Origin of the sequence: Vibrio sp. Vb339, assembly GCF_902751245.1 — a bacterium.
Classification (GTDB): Bacteria; Pseudomonadota; Gammaproteobacteria; order Enterobacterales; family Vibrionaceae; genus Vibrio; species Vibrio coralliirubri.
The window spans coordinates 1346407-1363129 of record NZ_CADDIS010000002.1 but is presented as its reverse complement, the minus strand read 5'-3'; the positions used below and the strand labels follow the sequence as shown (position 1 = coordinate 1363129).

General features: G+C 44.7%; 15 protein-coding genes. 12 read left to right on the top strand and 3 right to left on the bottom strand.

Annotated elements, in window-relative coordinates; genetic code table 11:
• Window positions 1-57: 57 nt before the first annotated feature.
• Window positions 58-1065 (bottom strand): adenosine deaminase, encoded by a 1008-nt coding sequence (locus tag HRQ85_RS14735; protein ID WP_172379932.1) that lies wholly within the window; start codon window positions 1063-1065, stop codon window positions 58-60.
• A 354-nt stretch (window positions 1066-1419) separates the two neighbouring features.
• On the opposite strand from HRQ85_RS14735, the gene HRQ85_RS14730 reads away from it, so the two are divergent.
• Window positions 1420-1737, top strand: a complete 318-nt coding sequence (locus HRQ85_RS14730; RefSeq protein ID WP_017056240.1) for a DUF3622 domain-containing protein — start codon at window positions 1420-1422, stop codon at window positions 1735-1737.
• A gap of 204 nt (window positions 1738-1941) precedes the next feature.
• Here HRQ85_RS14730 and HRQ85_RS14725 read toward each other — a convergent pair whose 3' ends face one another.
• Window positions 1942-2988 (bottom strand): succinylglutamate desuccinylase/aspartoacylase family protein, encoded by a 1047-nt coding sequence (locus HRQ85_RS14725; protein WP_017060792.1) that lies wholly within the window; start codon window positions 2986-2988, stop codon window positions 1942-1944.
• A 271-nt stretch (window positions 2989-3259) separates the two neighbouring features.
• Between HRQ85_RS14725 and HRQ85_RS14720 the strand changes: the two genes are divergently transcribed.
• The gene (locus tag HRQ85_RS14720) at window positions 3260-3799 is read left to right on the top strand and encodes a DUF3332 family protein (RefSeq protein WP_048605541.1); all 540 of its coding nucleotides are present in this window, start codon (window positions 3260-3262) and stop codon (window positions 3797-3799) included.
• 138 nt (window positions 3800-3937) lie between these two features.
• Here HRQ85_RS14720 and HRQ85_RS14715 read toward each other — a convergent pair whose 3' ends face one another.
• Window positions 3938-5410, bottom strand: coding sequence for an aminoacyl-histidine dipeptidase (locus HRQ85_RS14715; protein ID WP_172379931.1), 1473 nt, complete (start codon window positions 5408-5410; stop codon window positions 3938-3940).
• A gap of 1064 nt (window positions 5411-6474) precedes the next feature.
• Here HRQ85_RS14715 and HRQ85_RS14710 point away from each other — a divergent pair.
• The 10 genes from HRQ85_RS14710 to ribBA all read left to right on the top strand — a co-directional run bounded on the left by HRQ85_RS14710 (window position 6475) and on the right by ribBA (window position 16438).
• On the top strand, window positions 6475-7764 hold the full coding sequence (locus HRQ85_RS14710) for an NCS2 family permease (protein WP_048605536.1): 1290 nt from the start codon (window positions 6475-6477) through the stop codon (window positions 7762-7764).
• 84 nt (window positions 7765-7848) lie between these two features.
• Complete coding sequence (gene tet(34), locus HRQ85_RS14705) at window positions 7849-8313, top strand: oxytetracycline resistance phosphoribosyltransferase domain-containing protein Tet(34) (protein WP_009847475.1); 465 nt, start codon at window positions 7849-7851, stop codon at window positions 8311-8313.
• Between the two features lie 89 nt (window positions 8314-8402).
• On the top strand, window positions 8403-9656 hold the full coding sequence (gene frsA / locus HRQ85_RS14700; protein ID WP_172379930.1) for an esterase FrsA: 1254 nt from the start codon (window positions 8403-8405) through the stop codon (window positions 9654-9656).
• 144 nt (window positions 9657-9800) lie between these two features.
• Entirely contained in the window at window positions 9801-10190 is a 390-nt protein-coding gene (gene crl / locus HRQ85_RS14695) for a sigma factor-binding protein Crl (RefSeq protein WP_017060787.1), read from the top strand.
• Between the two features lie 76 nt (window positions 10191-10266).
• Entirely contained in the window at window positions 10267-11451 is a 1185-nt protein-coding gene (gene proB, locus HRQ85_RS14690; protein ID WP_172379929.1) for a glutamate 5-kinase, read from the top strand.
• 66 nt (window positions 11452-11517) lie between these two features.
• The gene (locus HRQ85_RS14685; protein WP_050711734.1) at window positions 11518-12768 is read left to right on the top strand and encodes a glutamate-5-semialdehyde dehydrogenase; all 1251 of its coding nucleotides are present in this window, start codon (window positions 11518-11520) and stop codon (window positions 12766-12768) included.
• A 156-nt stretch (window positions 12769-12924) separates the two neighbouring features.
• Complete coding sequence (gene nrdR, locus HRQ85_RS14680; RefSeq protein ID WP_004734394.1) at window positions 12925-13374, top strand: transcriptional regulator NrdR; 450 nt, start codon at window positions 12925-12927, stop codon at window positions 13372-13374.
• Between the two features lie 40 nt (window positions 13375-13414).
• Complete coding sequence (ribD, locus tag HRQ85_RS14675; protein WP_172380074.1) at window positions 13415-14491, top strand: bifunctional diaminohydroxyphosphoribosylaminopyrimidine deaminase/5-amino-6-(5-phosphoribosylamino)uracil reductase RibD; 1077 nt, start codon at window positions 13415-13417, stop codon at window positions 14489-14491.
• A 72-nt stretch (window positions 14492-14563) separates the two neighbouring features.
• Window positions 14564-15220: a riboflavin synthase gene (locus HRQ85_RS14670; protein ID WP_048612249.1), complete on the top strand. Its 657-nt coding sequence runs from the start codon at window positions 14564-14566 to the stop codon at window positions 15218-15220.
• Between the two features lie 108 nt (window positions 15221-15328).
• Complete coding sequence (gene ribBA / locus HRQ85_RS14665; protein WP_019824919.1) at window positions 15329-16438, top strand: bifunctional 3,4-dihydroxy-2-butanone-4-phosphate synthase/GTP cyclohydrolase II; 1110 nt, start codon at window positions 15329-15331, stop codon at window positions 16436-16438.
• Window positions 16439-16723 lie beyond the last annotated feature (285 nt).

The window sequence follows — 16723 nt, the reverse complement described above, 5'->3', positions numbered from 1 at the left end:
ATCGATTGATACAGAAAGGGAAGCTCAGAGCTTCCCTTTTTTAATCTTGATAACTCATTAAGTATTTGCAGCAAGGTATTGGCGTACCTGTGTGATGAGATCTTCTTTGGCGTGAGGCGAGATGAAACTGGCTTCGATGGCATTAATACTGAACTGCGCTAATTCGTTTTTGGTCACAGGGTGAGCATTGGCGACCGCGAGGAAGTTATCATTCATATAGCCGCCGAAGTAAGCCGGATCATCGGAATTGATGGTGACGCACAGCCCTTTTCTCAGCAACTCGACGATGTTGTGTTGTTGCATGGTCTCAAACACTTTGAGCTTGGTATTCGACAGCGGGCAGACTGTTAGAGGTGTGCGTTTTGCTATTAGCTGTTTCATTAGCTCTTCATCTTCTACACAGCGAACGCCATGATCAATTCGGGTAATGCCTAACAAGCTCACTGCGTCGATGATATTTTGTGCTGGGCCTTCTTCTCCGGCGTGTGCGACAGTCAGGAACCCTTGGTTGATCGCTTCTTGGAATACATGTTTAAACTTCTCTGGCGGATTGCCCTGTTCTGATGAATCTAACCCAACGGCAATGATCTTATCTTTATAAGGAAGGGCTTGTTTGAGTGTTTCAAAAGCGCTGTCTTCATCAAGGTGACGCAGAAAACACATGATCAGTTGACTGCTGATGCCAAGTTCTTGCTCTGCTTGATTCAAAGCTCGAGTGATCCCGCTTACGATTACTTCAAAGGCAATGCCGCGTTCAGTGTGAGTTTGAGGGTCAAAAAAGATCTCAGTATGCACCACATTATCTTGCTGGCACTTCAACAGATAAGCCCACGTCAGGTCGTAAAAATCTTGTTCATGAATCAGTACGTTTGCACCTTGATAATAGATATCGAGAAAGGATTGAAGATTGTGGAACTGGTACGCGTCTCGAACTTGGTCAGGGGTCTCAAAAGGAATCGACACGTTATTACGCTTGGCGAGTTGGAACATCAGCTCTGGTTCTAGTGTGCCTTCTATATGTAAGTGCAGCTCAACTTTCGGTAAATTTTTGATGAAGCTATCCATAGCAACTCCTTAGCTATTTTAATTATGGGCGGAGTAGGTGAGACTGTAGAGTCTATAAACCTGAGCAAGCAGGTATCTCTTTCATTTATCTCTGTTTGAGCATAGTCCATTTCATTGTTGTCGATAAAACAGGATAGAAGTTGATGGTGAACCGAGAGTTATGAACCGATTGAAATCAGGCGCAAACGATTTGCAGCATTGGAGTGTGATCCGCTGCAAATATTTGCAGCAATATTCATTGATTTGTGCTCTAATACCGCGCTTACCAAGGGATGGTGTTAAAAGATGCTCACTTAGATGGAGTTATCAAAGTTGACCGATCCCTTAATGATCTCCCTTAGGAAAAAATAGAACATGTCTAAGAACAAAAAATTTGATATCCGCCTTACAGAAAAACGCAACGGTTGGTGTGCAGAGATTACTCGTCAAGTAACGTCTCGCAGCACTACAGTATCTAAGCGTGAGTCTGGTTTCGAAACTGAAGCTCTAGCACAAGAGTGGGCAGAGAAAGAGCTAGCATCTTTCATCGCTAACCAAGCTGAACGTAACGAGCGTAAATCAGAGCAGCGTAAAGAGCGTGACGAACTACGTCACACTAAAGAGCTTAAAGCTGAGCAAGCACGTGAAGCGCGCGCTAAAGCTCGTGCAGAAGAGCAAGAAGACGCTGAGTAATTCAGTGCATGACTAATTTATAGATCCCTTAATTTTAAGATAAGGGATTTGTGAAAAAAAAAGCCCCGATACAACTTTTTTCTTTCTAGTTAAAAGTGTATTGGGGCTTTTTAGTTTGTGGAGTTCTGTTTTATTGTGTTTAAGAGCACTGTTTTGGCTTCTCGCTTTTAACGTCGAGCTCTTAAACTTTTAAGCATTGTCTGATCAGTTATTCAGTGCAGTTAGCCAATCGTCTTCTGCCACTTCTTCAATGTAGCTTTCTACTGATTGCCCGACTTCTTCATCGTCTTGCTTGAAGTAAGCGATGTGGAACACAGCATCACCTTCGTTGACCAAAGGTAGAGTTTGCTGACCAATCACGATACCGCCTTTGGTTGTGATCACTTGGCCTTCTTGGTGACCCAATGGAGAGCTGATGTAAGCAAGGGTTTGTCCCGCTTCAACTTGTTCGCCAAGTCTTACCATGTTACGCAAAATACCGTCTGATTCAGCGCGGATCCAGCTGGTGGATTTACTCAATACTGGCTCTGGTAACTTCTTACGGTTAGGGCGCAGCATACCTATTTCTTTCATCACTTGATGCACGCCAAGGTAACCCGCACGAATCGCTAGGTGATCAAAACGCAGCGCTTCACCACCTTCGTAAGTTAATACAGGAATACCCAGTTTTTCCGCTTCGCTACGCAGTGAACCGTCACGCAGTGGAGAATCAATGATCACGGGTGTTGCAAACGCTTTTGCGATGCGCAGTGTTTCAGGGTTCGATAGGTTTGCACGAATCTGTGGCAGATTGGTACGGTGAATCGCGCCCGTGTGTAGATCCAGAATGTAATCACAGTGCTTTGCCACGTTCTCGAAGAAGGTGTAAGCGATGCGTGATGTTAGCGATCCTTTCTCACTGCCAGGGAAGCAACGGTTTAGGTCACGACGGTCTGGTAGGTAACGAGATTTATGGATAAAGCCAAACACGTTAACGATAGGCACAACAATTAATGTCCCTTTCAGTTTCTTTGGATCAATCGCATTGGTCAGCTGTCGTGCAATTTCAACACCGTTTAGCTCATCGCCGTGGATAGCCGCATTTACCATCAGTGTTGGGCCTGCTTGGCGACCGTGAATAATTTCAATCGGGATCGAAAGTGGAGAATGCGTGTAAAGCTGAGCCGCTTGCAGTTCAATCTCCATTCGCTGTCCTGGCTGAACAGTATAACCAAGTAATTCGAATGGTTGATTAGGTTTTAGTCTTGCCATTTAGGTTGTTCTCAACATGGTGATAATTCGTTAACACGGAATGTAGCAATCGTTGATTTTTAGTACGAATCAATCGCTTTACGGTGACGACAAAAGTTTTTTATGAAGGGGCTTCTGAATTGGTTTCAGTTTTTTATTTGGCTAATTGAAGGGTGTTTCAAATTGTGAATTTTCTGACAATACATTGATTTAGCGCTGATATTTGTCATTCAGTTCGTTGGTATTATCCACCGCCATTTTTTGGCGGCCAAATTCAAATATTGAGATCAAAATGAAAAAAACAATTTCAAAAGTTGTAGCACTAGCGGTGGTATCTGTTGCTTTATCTGGCTGTGTTGGTAGCAACGCAGTAACGGGTTACCTAATGAAGTTCAACATCAAGGCTGTTGATAACCGTTACGCTCGTGGTGGTTTGAACATGCTACTTGCACCTGCATACGGTCTAACGGTTGCTGCCGACTACCTAGTATTCAACTCACTAGAGTTCTGGACAGGTAGCAACCCACTAACAGGTGCTCCGCACATCTTTGATACTAAGACTGATACTTACCTAGACATCAACCACCAACTTGATCCGTCTCTAACGGAAGCGCCTGTTGGTCCTATCACGAGTGCAGATGTGATCGAAAAAGGTCAAATGCAGCAGATTGATGAAAACACGATCCAAATGGACATTACTTACCAGTCTGGTGAGCGTGCGACGTTAATCGGTGTTCGTGATGGCGAGATGGTGACGTACTTCATCGATGGCGAAGTTGTGGCACAAACTTCAATTGATGAGCTAGAAAGCTACGCGGCTTCACGCGCTTAATTGCTTCTTTAGTCACAAATAGTCGATTACAAAGATTAGATACAAAAACAGGTACTCATTGAGTACCTGTTTTATTTTGTGTCGATAAACGGTGTTTACTGTAAAACACCATTTACTGAACAAACATAGCTTATCGAATTAAGCTTTTTCTGGGATCGCTTCAAGCAATGCAACCATTTGGTTCCAGAATAGCTCAACGGTGTCGATCTTCACTTTCTCATCAGGAGAGTGCGGGAACTTGATGGTTGGGCCGAAAGAAACCATATCCATGTTCGGGTAAGGTTCTTTGAATAGACCACACTCAAGACCAGCATGGATAACCATGATGTTTGGCTTGTGACCGTAGATACCTTCGTACATGTCGCGGAAGATATGCATGATTTCTGAATCTGCGTCTGGTTTCCAACCTGGGTAAGCACCAGAGAACGCGATGTTAGCGCCTGCTAGTTCAGCAACAGAGTGAAGCATGCTTTCTACTTGTGAGCGACCTGAATCGATAAGAGAGCGGATCAGGCAAAGCACTGTGATTGAGTTCTCTTCTGTTGTGATAACACCTACGTTTAGAGACGTTTCCACAACACCTTCAATCTCGTCACTCATACGAATCACGCCGTTTGGACATGCGTTAAGTGCCGCGATAAAGCGAGCTTGGTCTGCTGACGCAAGTGCGCCCATTTCTACAGAAGCTTCTTCATTGAAAGTCACGATGCTGTCTTCTACTTTACCTAGCTCTGTTGAAAGCAGCTCAGTGTAGTAGTTGTATAGTGAAGCCAGTTTTTCTTGGTTTGCCGCAGGAACAGCAACCGTTACGAAGCCTTCACGAGGGATCGCGTTACGAAGGCTGCCACCTTTGAATTCGACGATGCGAAGGTCTAGCTCTTTTGCGTGACCCGCTAGGAAGCGAGCAAGCAGTTTGTTTGCGTTTGCACGACCTGTGTGGATGTCACAACCAGAGTGACCGCCTTTTAGGCCTTTTAGCGTTAGCTTACGTGTTACAAAGTCAGCTGGAATCGCGTTACGTGCAATTTCAAATGTCATTGCGCCGTCGATACCGCCAGCACAACCCATGTACACTTCGCCTTCTTGCTCCGAATCGGTGTTAAGAAGGATATCGCCTTCTAACCAACCCGCTTCAAGACCGAAAGCACCAGTCATGCCTGCTTCTTCATCTACTGTAAGTAGAACTTCGATAGGGCCGTGCTGGATTTCGTTTGAAGCAAGAACCGCTAGGCAAGAAGCCATGCCCATGCCGTTGTCAGCGCCAAGCGTTGTGCCTTTAGCTGTAACCCACTCACCATCAATGTATGGTTGGATTGGATCTTTAGCGAAGTCATGAACTGTGTCTTCGTTCTTTTGTGGAACCATATCGATGTGAGCTTGTAGCACGACACCTTTTTTGTTTTCCATACCCGCCGTTGCAGGCTTTTTGATGAATACGTTGCCCGTTGTGTCACGACGTACATCTAGGCCTTGCTCTGTTGCCCAAGCAATAATGTATTGAGCAAGCTCTTCTTCATGCTTAGAAGGGTGTGGGATTGAGCAAATCTTATCGAAGAACTGCCAGATAGGGGCAGGGGATAATTTACTGATCTCAGAATGGAATTCAGACACGGATGACTCCTTTTTTATTTAATAACCATATATTTAGGTTTTGTATGGGTAAAAACCTAGAACAAAAATCTAAAATATGGATCTGTTTTGATGGCAACAGCATACCACTTGAGCGTTTTGACGAGTAGCGGTTCTAAACCTCAAATAGCTCAAATTTTGAAAGCGATCTTGTCCACCTGATCACAGCTAAGCGCCTTGATGCTTATAAATGGCGCAAGCAAACGTTTGTTTAATTCTATTCTGTAATTTAATTACGAAAATAAGTTTGCAAAATAACCGCAAATGGCAAAAAGTGTGACGTATAGCAAAAAATACTTGTAATCTTTTTTCTTTGGGGTATATTAATAACCAACTTCTGAGATGAAGAGTAAATGCTCAAAGGATGAGTCCGTTTTATCGCCTCCAAGGAACCGAGAAATCAAATTCGTTTTTTATTGATTTATTAAGGTGATAGTTATGAAAGGTTTACCATCTGCAATGTTCTGGATTAACAGCTCTGTTTACACTAGCAACTTTGCATACCCTACAAGCTTTGGTTACTAATACCGTAAGCATGTAACTCGAACAGTTTTGTTCACCCCTATATATTGGAATTCTTTTACAGCCCTTTTGGTTGACAGATTCTACCGCCACTCAGTTTTGAGTGGCGTTTTTTTTGCCTGCTACTTTTCCAAACCGCTTTCGCTTGTCACTTTCCCTGCAGTTCTGCGTGGTTGTTTTTTAAACGCCGAAATATCAATTTGCACCTTATTACTGATCCTGTTGAAAAATACATAACTATTGTGGGTTTGAATTCAGAATTTACTGGCTAGATTCTCAATGAAAATAACCGATGGTAGAAAAAACAACCAACTAATTTCATTGAATGTAATGTTGTTAATTGTTTGTTTTTAAACACTATTTACCGCTAATGTTTTTATTTTTAATCGCTTTGTTTCATACGGCATTCTGATAAATATCGATTAGAGCCTTAATTCTATCTGGAATTTGTTATTTGATAACTTTATAATCCACAGCCAATCGATTACGCAACCGTTTACTTTTTACCCTTATAGGATTCGATAATGTTCGAAAAGCTATTCAAACTCAGTGAAAATGGCACCAATGTGCGCACTGAAATCATCGCAGGTCTAACAACCTTCCTAACAATGGCTTACATCATTTTTGTAAACCCAATGATTCTAGCTGATGCTGGTATGGACCATGGCGCTGTATTTGTAGCAACCTGTTTAGCGGCTGCTATTGGCTGTTTCATCATGGGCTTTGTTGCTAACTACCCAATTGCTCAAGCTCCAGGCATGGGTTTGAACGCATTCTTTACCTACGCTGTTGTAATGGGTATGGGTTATACGTGGCAAGTTGCTCTGGCAGCGGTTTTCGTATCAGGCGTAATCTTCATCTTCTTAAGTATCTTTAAGATCCGTGAATGGATTATCAACTCGATCCCTATGTCTCTGCGTGTTGGTATCTCTGCAGGTATCGGTCTTTTCCTAGCGTTTATTGCTCTTAGCAATGCAGGCATCGTTGTTTCTAACCCAGCAACTAAAGTTTCACTGGGCGACATTACCGCGATTGCTCCTATCCTAGGCTCACTTGGTTTCTTCCTAACGATTGCTCTTGTTCACCGTGGCGTGAAAGGCGCAGTTATGATTGCGATTCTAGCTATCACAGCTCTTGGCATTGTTATTGGTGACGTTCAATACGGCGGCATCATGTCTACACCACCAAGCCTTGCACCGACATTCATGCAGCTTGATTTCTCTGCTGTATTTGAAATCGGTATGATTTCAGTGGTATTCGCATTCTTGTTCGTCGACTTGTTCGATACAGCGGGTACTCTGGTTGGTGTTGCAACGAAAGCAAACCTAATCAAAGAAGACGGTAAACTACCTCGTTTGAACAAAGCACTGCTTGCTGACTCTACAGCAACATCTATTGGTGCACTGCTAGGTACATCAAACACTACTTCTTATGTTGAGAGTGTTGCGGGTGTTGCTGAAGGCGGCCGTACCGGCCTAACTGCTGTTGTTGTTGGTATCTTATTCCTATTGGCTCTTTTCTTCTCGCCACTTGCAGGTATGATTCCGGCTTACGCAACATCAGGTGCACTTTTCTATGTAGCAATTCTGATGATGTCTGGCTTAGTTGGCATTGATTGGCGTGATCTTACGGAAGCAGCACCAGTCGTGGTAACATGTCTGCTTATGCCGTTGACGTACTCTATCGCTGAGGGTATCTCACTAGGTTTCATCGCTTACGCTGCAATTAAGCTGCTAAGTGGTAAAGGTCGCGACGTTTCACCTGCTGTGTGGGTAATGTCGGTTATCTTTATTCTTAAATACATTTTCGCTTAATCGTCTAGATTTCTGCTTAATCGCTGAAGAGGCTATGTTTGAGATAGCCTCTAATAACATGACAAAATTATTAGGTTTTATACTATGAGCAACAAATTCGTTATCACTTGGGACAACATGCAGACTTACTGCCGTCAACTTGCTGAAAAGCAAATGCCAGCAGAGCAGTGGAAAGGCATCTGGGCAGTAAGCCGTGGTGGTTTGGTTCCTGGTGCAATCTTGGCTCGTGAGCTAGGTATTCGTCACGTAGATACGATTTGTATTTCTAGCTACGACCACGATCACCAACGTGATATGACAGTAGTTAAAGCACCTGAAGGTGACGGCGAAGGCTTCCTAATCGTTGAAGACTTGGTTGATAGTGGTGACACTGCACGTAAGCTTCGCGAAATGTACCCTAAAGCGAAACTGATCGCTGTATGTGCAAAACCATCTGGTGCTGATTTGCTAGACGAGTACATTGTTGATATCGCTCAAGACACATGGATTGAGCAACCTTGGGATACTAGCCTAAGCTACGTTGAGCCAGTAAATCGCAAGTCAAAATAAGCGTAAACTTAGTTTTTTGAGAAATGACCCTTTATAGGGTCATTTTTTTTTATATTATTAGTGACAACCATTTCTTATTAAGTATCCCAATGTCTGAACCAGAAGAAACGAGCTCGAACCTTTCGGAAACTTTGTTTGTAAAGCACAAGCAGGCGAAAGAGACCTCAATGTTGACACAATACATGCCAAGCTCTGAAGCGTTATTGGATGAGAAGCGTGAACAGCAAAACTCATCATGGTATCGAAACCTAAGACGTCTTCAGTGGGTATGGCAAGGCGTTAATCCAATAGAGCAAGAAGCGGTATTGGCTCGCATCGCGTCATCAGGTAACTCTCGTACAATCGACGAGTGGCTTGATACGGTCATGGGTTACCGAAGTGGTAACTGGGCATACGAATGGACCAAGTTGGGTATGCAGCATCAAAATCGTTCTAATGAGAAGAACGGTGAAGAGATGGCTGAAGAGCTATTTTCAGCATCGTTGTGCTTCAGTATTGCGGGTTACCCACATCTCAAGAACGACAACTTGGCGGCTCAGGCTCAAGTGTTGGCCAACGCAGCCTATTCTGAAGCGATCAAGCACACTAAGTTGATCGTCAAGCAGATTGATATTCCATACCAAAACAAGAAGATCAAAGCGAACTTGCACCTAACCAAGACAGACAAACCACAACCGGTTGTGATTGTCAGCGCAGGTCTAGATAGCTTGCAAACGGATATGTGGCGCTTGTTTAGGGATTACTTAGCACCAAAGAACATTTCCATGCTAACGGTAGACATGCCATCGATAGGGCACAGTGCACATTGGCCGTTAACAGAAGACTCATCTTGTCTTCACCAAGCAGTGCTGAATGAATTGCCTAACATCCCATGGGTCGATCACCACAAAGTCGGCTTGTTTGGTTTCCGCTTCGGTGGCAATGCGATGGTGAGATTATCTTTCCTCGAGCAACATAAGATTAAAGCGTGTATCTCTTTAGGCGCGCCAATTCACGACATCTTCGTTCATGCAGACAAACTGAAACAGATGCCTAAGATGCATCTAGATGTGTTGGCTTCGCGCCTTGGTAAAGGGGCGGTCGATATCAATAGCCTTTCTGGGCAGTTGATGGCGTGGTCACTCAAGGTACAAGGTTTGCTGTCAAACAGTAAAACCAGCGTTCCTATCTTGGCATTGGCTCTGGAAGGTGACCCGGTTTCACCGCCAATGGATAATCAACTGGTTGCTATTTACAGTGATTACGGAAAAGCGAAGAAAATCAAAGCTAAGTCAATTACACAAGGTTATGAGCAATCCCTCGAATTGGCGATAAAGTGGCTTGAGGATGAATTATTTAGATGACATTTCTCCTAAATTAGTTAAGCATGAAAAGTGTACAAACTAAGTACCTGATACTCAGAGATAATTTATAAAATCCAAATGCGTAGTTTCTACGTATAACAGTCTGAGTAACGTCATTCTTAACATTGAAAATGGAGATTCAATATGTCAGAAGTGACACAACAACCTACGCATTACCGCTTGTTGAATGTTTTAAAGGCGATCGGGCCTTACTTAAGGGAACCGCAATCAGAAGAAGGCCACTATATCTTTGATTGCTTGTCTGTATGTGTGAACGATAAAAAATCACCAGAAGAACGCGAGTTCTGGGGCTGGTGGCTGGAATTGGATAAGTCGGAAGAGGGATATTCGGCGAAGTACAATATCGGCAAGTACAACATCGATGGTAACTGGGATTCTTTGCCGTTACCTAAAAAGGCGGTCGCTGAGGTATCTCGAACTCAAGAAGCCTTCCACAAAAAATTGGTTGATGAACTTCAAAGTAAGTTTGAAATCAGTATCCAATTAGACGAAGAGTCTGTCGAATTCGTCTAATTTTAAAGGTTACTCTTCTATATAAAGCAAAAAGGTGCGATTTCGCACCTTTTCTGCTTGTGAATTCCCCTTTTGATTGCTAAAACATCACCTCTTATTTGTTTTATCCATAAAAGACTTCATGACAACAAATCATCAAAGCGGGACAACAACACAGCGTAAAACTGTCGTTGTTAAACTGGGTACCAGTGTCTTAACTGGTGGAACATTGGCATTAGACCGCGCTCATATGGTTGAGCTGGTTCGTCAATGTGCTGAATTAAAAAAACAAGGCCACTCTGTGGTTATGGTTTCGTCTGGCGCAATTGCAGCAGGACGTGAACACCTTGGTTACCCCGCACTTCCCAACTCAATGGCGAGCAAACAGTTGCTTGCGGCAGTTGGGCAAAGCCAGTTGATTCAAGTTTGGGAGTCTTTGTTTGCTATCTATGGCCTTAAGATTGGCCAGATGCTACTGACTCGTGCTGATCTCGATGATCGCGAGCGTTTTCTTAATGCACGTGACACGATCAACGCACTGGTTGAGCACGATATTATTCCGGTAGTAAACGAAAACGACGCAGTAGCAACCAACGAAATTAAAGTAGGCGACAATGATAACTTGTCGGCCTTAGTGGGTATTTTGTGCGGTGCTGATAAGCTTTTGCTACTAACAGACCAAAAAGGCCTGTTTACAGCTGACCCTCGTAAAGACCCAAATGCTGAGCTCATCAAAGAAGTGAAAACCATTGATGACACGCTGCGTAAGATCGCAGGCGGTAGCGGTACGACGTTAGGTACCGGCGGCATGGCAACAAAACTGCAGGCAGCTGATATTGCTCGTCGTGCAGGTATCGAAGTGATTATTGCTGCGGGCAGTGCTGAAAATGTGGTGTTTGACTCACTGAGTGATAACCCACAAGGCACACGTTTCTTGCCTTTAGCGGAAGCGCTTGAAAACCGTAAACGCTGGATTTTAGCGGGCCCTGCTTCAGTTGGTGACATCGTGGTTGACGACGGTGCAGTAAACGCAGTCAACACCAAAGGCAGCAGCTTGTTGGCGAAAGGGGTTGTTCGAGTTAAAGGCGAATTCTCTCGTGGTGAAGTCACCCAAGTCACAGACAGCAAAGGCAAAGTAATTGCGCGTGGTATCGCCAGTTATTCAAGCCAAGACCTAGCAAAAATTGCAGGCAAGCACAGTAAAGATATTGGCGACATTCTTGGATACGATTATGGGTCAGAAGTCATTCACCGTGATGACCTAGTTGTGATCCAAGAATAGCTCGTGATGATGAGGCGAATCGCCTTTTTGCATCCAAAGACAGACAGAATTTAGGGAGAGTTAAACGTGGATTTAACTAACATGGGTATCGCAGCAAAAGACGCTGCTTTCCACCTAGCGACCGCATCTACGGCGCAAAAGAATAAAGCATTGGCGATCATCGCTGATGAGCTAGAAGCAAACGCAGCAACGATTTTAGAAGCGAATGCGAAAGATATCGAACTTGGCCGTGAAGCCGGTCTAACTGATGCACTGCTTGATCGTCTACTTCTTAATGAAGAGCGCTTAACCGGTATCGCTAATGATGTGCGTAACGTGATCAGCCTGAACGACCCTGTAGGCAGCGAAATCGACAGTAAGGTACTGGAAAACGGTATGTCACTGTCTCGCCGCCGTGTGCCACTTGGTGTGGTGGGTGTCATCTACGAAGCGCGTCCGAACGTAACTATTGATATTGCAGCTCTGTGTCTGAAGACAGGTAACGCAAGCATTCTACGTGGTGGTAAAGAGACGTTCTTCTCGAATATGGAACTGGTTAAGGTTATCCAGTCTGCATTAGAGAAAGCGGAGCTTCCAGCGGCTTCTGTTCAGTACATCGAGAAGCCTGATCGTGAATTAGTTTCTCAACTGCTTAAACTGGACGACTACGTGGATATGATCATTCCTCGTGGCGGCGCTGGCTTGCATAAGATGTGTAAAGAGAACAGCACCATCCCAGTTATCATTGGCGGCTTTGGTATCAGCCATATCTTCGTTGATGAAAGTGCGGACCTTGAAAAGTCGGTAGATGTTGTCGAAAACTCTAAAGTTCAGCGCCCATCAGCGTGTAACTCGTTAGATACACTGCTAGTGCATGAAGCGGTTGCTGAAGCTTTCCTAATTAAGCTGAAACAGCGTTTAGCAGGCAAGGTTACCTTGGTTGCTGATACCAGTGCAAAATCACTGCTAGCGGGTTTTGAAGACCAACGTGATGCGGTTGAAGGCGACTTTGACACTGAATGGCTAAGCTACACGCTAGGCGTGAAAGTGGTAGCGGATGTGGCAGAAGCGATTGACCACATGCGTGTACACAACGCGAGTCACTCAGATGCGATCATGACCAATAGCCTAGAGAGCTCAGAGCGTTTCATTAACTCTGTTGGTTCTGCAGCGGTTTATGTGAATGCATCAACACGTTTTACTGATGGCGCACAATTTGGTTTAGGCGCTGAAGTCGCCGTGTCTACTCAGAAATTGCATGCTCGCGGCCCAATGGGCTTAGAAGAGCTGACAAGCTACAAATGGGTAGGTAAAGCGAACTATTTAGTTCGCGGTTAACGCTGGTCGTTAATTTTACTCCTCAGCTCATTTTTGAAATGGCGATCGAGTAGCAATAATCAATGAATCACCACACAAAAGGGCCTTAATTGGCCCTTTTTCTTTCCTAACGTTTGGCAATTCCGTTACACTGATATTCAATTATTTGGAGGTGATATGCATTGTCCTTTTTGTTCAGAGAACGACACTAAAGTAATCGATTCAAGACTGGTAGCCGATGGCCATCAGGTTCGTCGTCGCCGTCAATGCCTTGCATGTAGTGAACGTTTTACTACGTTCGAATCGGCAGAACTTGTGATGCCTAAGGTCATAAAGTCGAATGGAAACCGCGAACCATTTAATGAAGATAAAATGGTGGGTGGTGTACAGCGCGCCCTAGAAAAACGCCCAGTGAGTGCTGATGCGATTGAACTTGCGATCAGTACGATTAAGTCACAACTCCGTGCAACTGGTGAGCGTGAAGTACCAAGCGAGATGATTGGTAATCTTGTGATGGGCCAATTGAAAGAATTGGATAAAGTGGCGTACATTCGTTTTGCCTCTGTTTACCGCAGCTTTGAAGACATCCGAGAGTTTGGCGAAGAAATCGCTAAATTAGAGGATTAACTCCTCAATCATGTCAAACTTTACTCCCCTAGATTTTCAAATGATGTCGCGTGCTATTCAGTTAGCAAAACGCGGCATTTACACTACTGCACCAAACCCGAATGTGGGTTGTGTCATTGTACAAACTGATGGTCAGATCGTTGGCGAAGGTTTTCACGCGAAAGCCGGTGAGCCTCATGCTGAAGTACATGCCATGCGAATGGCGGGTGACAAAGCAAAAGGTGCGACGGCTTATGTCACGCTAGAGCCTTGTTCTCATTACGGTCGAACGCCGCCTTGTGCAGAAGGTTTGATTAAGGCTCAAGTAGCTAAAGTGATTTGCGCAATGCAGGACCCAAACCCAAAAGTCGCAGGTCGTGGTATTAAAATGCTACGCGATGCGGGTATTGAGGTTGAAATCGGTTTGCTAGAGCAAGACGCTCTCGACTTGAACCCTGCATTTATCAAGCGTATGCAAACTGGCATGCCATTCGTTCAGCTAAAGATGGCCGCTAGCCTTGATGGGCAAACGGCATTGGAAAATGGTCAAAGCCAGTGGATCACATCGCCAGAAGCGCGTCGTGATGTTCAGAACTACCGAGCAAAATCAGGCGCTGTGTTATCAACTAGCCAGACGGTGATTGAAGACAACGCGTCGTTGAATGTTCGTTGGGCAGAGTTGCCAAGCAGCATCAAAGCTCACTACGCTGAAGACGAGCTGCGTCAGCCGATTCGCGTGATTCTTGATCGTCAAAACCAACTGCGTCCTGAACTCAAGTTATTCCAGACTCCAACATCCGTGTTGAGAGTTGCCGAAGCATCTGCTGATATTGAAGTCGCAACCACAGATGCAGGTCAGCTCGATTTGCACGATCTGATGCGTCAATTACCTGCCAATCATATCGACCATATTTGGGTCGAAGCGGGCGCAACATTGGCAAAAAGCTTGATTGAAGAACAACTGGTGGATGAGCTAATCCTCTATTTAGCACCTAAACTTATGGGCAGTGACGGACGAGGTTTGATGGGCGCATTAGGGCTCACTTCAATGTCTGACGTTATTGACCTAGAAATTAAAGATGTTCGACAGGTTGGTGTGGATATTCGCATCGTTGCGAAACCCGTATTTCGAAACTGATAGTAACGCAACCATAGTGGAAATAGTTACTCCAACTGCATACGTGTCGTTGACAACAAAAAGAGTTTTAAAATGTTTACAGGAATTGTAGAAGCCGTAGGTACATTGAGTGCAATCACTCCCCGCGGAGAAGACATCACCGTAACGGTTAACGTTGGCAAGCTTGATATGGCTGACGTTCAGTTAGGCGACAGTATCGCAACCAATGGTGTGTGTTTGACTGTGGTTGAATTTAACGACCACAGCTACAGTGCAGACCTTTCGCTTGAGACCCTGAAAAAGACGGGTTTTGTCGATTACCAAGCAGGCGATAAAGTTAACCTTGAGAAAGCAATGTTACCAACCACGCGTTTCGGTGGACACATCGTGTCTGGTCACGTGGATGGCGTGGGTGAGATTGTTGAACGTAATCAAGTCGGTCGTGCGATTGAATTCTGGGTAGAAATGCCAGCAGAAATCTCAAAATACGTGGCTCAAAAAGGTTCAGTAACGGTCGATGGCATCAGCCTGACTGTGAACGATTTACGCAAGAACGCATTCAAGCTGACTATCGTTCCTCACACTTCTTCAGAAACCACCATCGACCAATTCAATGTCGGTCGTAAAGTGAATCTAGAAGTTGATGTATTAGCGCGTTACATGGAGCGTTTACTGCAAGGTCAGCAACAAGAGTCTGAGCCTGAATCTCGATTAACGATGGAATTCTTACAGCAGAATGGTTTTGCCTAGCCGTTGATACAAAGTGCGTAAAGCGAGACTTTGTAAAGCGAAGCAATATCATCAGGTTTAAATAGTGTCGGTTCTAGGAAGCAGAACCATTTCAAAGGATATAGAACAATGCCAATTAGTACTCCTCAAGAAATTATTGAAGACATTCGCCTAGGAAAAATGGTTATCCTGATGGATGATGAAGATCGCGAGAATGAAGGCGATCTGATCATGGCAGCAGAACATGTGACGCCAGAAGCGATTAACTTCATGGCTATGTATGGCCGCGGTTTAATCTGTCTAACGCTAACCAAAGAGCGTTCAAGCCGTATGGGTCTAGCGCCTATGGTTCAAGACAACAATGCACAATACACCACCAACTTTACGGTTTCGATTGAAGCGGCTGAGGGTGTAACTACGGGTATCTCTGCATCAGACCGTGCAGTGACGGTTCAAGCGGCAGTGGCGAAAGACGCGAAAGCGGCTGATCTTGTTCAACCTGGTCATATTTTCCCACTGACAGCGCAAGATGGCGGTGTTCTGACTCGCGCAGGACACACAGAAGCAGGTTGTGATTTAGCTCGTCTAGCAGGCTGTGAGCCAGCATCTGTTATCGTTGAGATCCTAAATGACGACGGCACCATGGCTCGTCGCCCTGACCTTGAAGTGTTTGCTGAAAAACACGACATCAAGCTAGGCACGATTGCTGACTTGATTGAATACCGCAACAATACAGAAACAACGATTGAGCGTGTAGCACAATGCCATTTACCAACTGAATTTGGTGATTTCGAGCTGGTGACTTACCGCGATACAATTGATAACCAGATCCACTACGCGATGCAAAAAGGCGACCTATCTGAAGGTGCTCCTTTGGTACGTGTTCACCTGCATGACACGTTCACTGATCTGCTTCATTCAGACCGTGGTACGGAGCGTAGCTGGTCGCTAGATAAAGCGATGAAGCGCATTGGCGACGAAGGCGGTGTGTTGGTTATTCTTGGCAACGAAGAGTCTTCTGATTCTTTGATTCACAAAGTGAAGACATTCGAAGCGCAAGACAAGAACGAGCAGCCAACCATGGCGAAGAAGCAGGGTACCTCGCGTCGTGTTGGTGTCGGTTCTCAGATTCTTCAAGACCTAGGCGTGCACGATATGCGTCTGCTTTCTTCAAGCTCTAAGCGTTACCACGCATTGGGTGGTTTTGGTCTTAACGTTGTTGAGTACGTTTGCGAATAAATCATGCGTCAGCGAGCAGACGTTTCTCCGTTTGTAGCGACATAATTTACCGATGATTTCAGTGACTCTTTTGGTGATAGATCTTGCCAAAAGAGCAAAGTAGCCAAGTTCGACTCAAAACGTGTTCAATACACAAACTTGGCTCCTCGCTGTTCCTATATGCTTGGGATCAGCGCTGCATTATCATCTTTACATTGCCGGTGTCTGTTCTTCTAAATTACCATTAGATATTGCTCACAGTTTTGTGCTAGAATCCGGCGATTCTCACTTGATGAAAATAGTTAA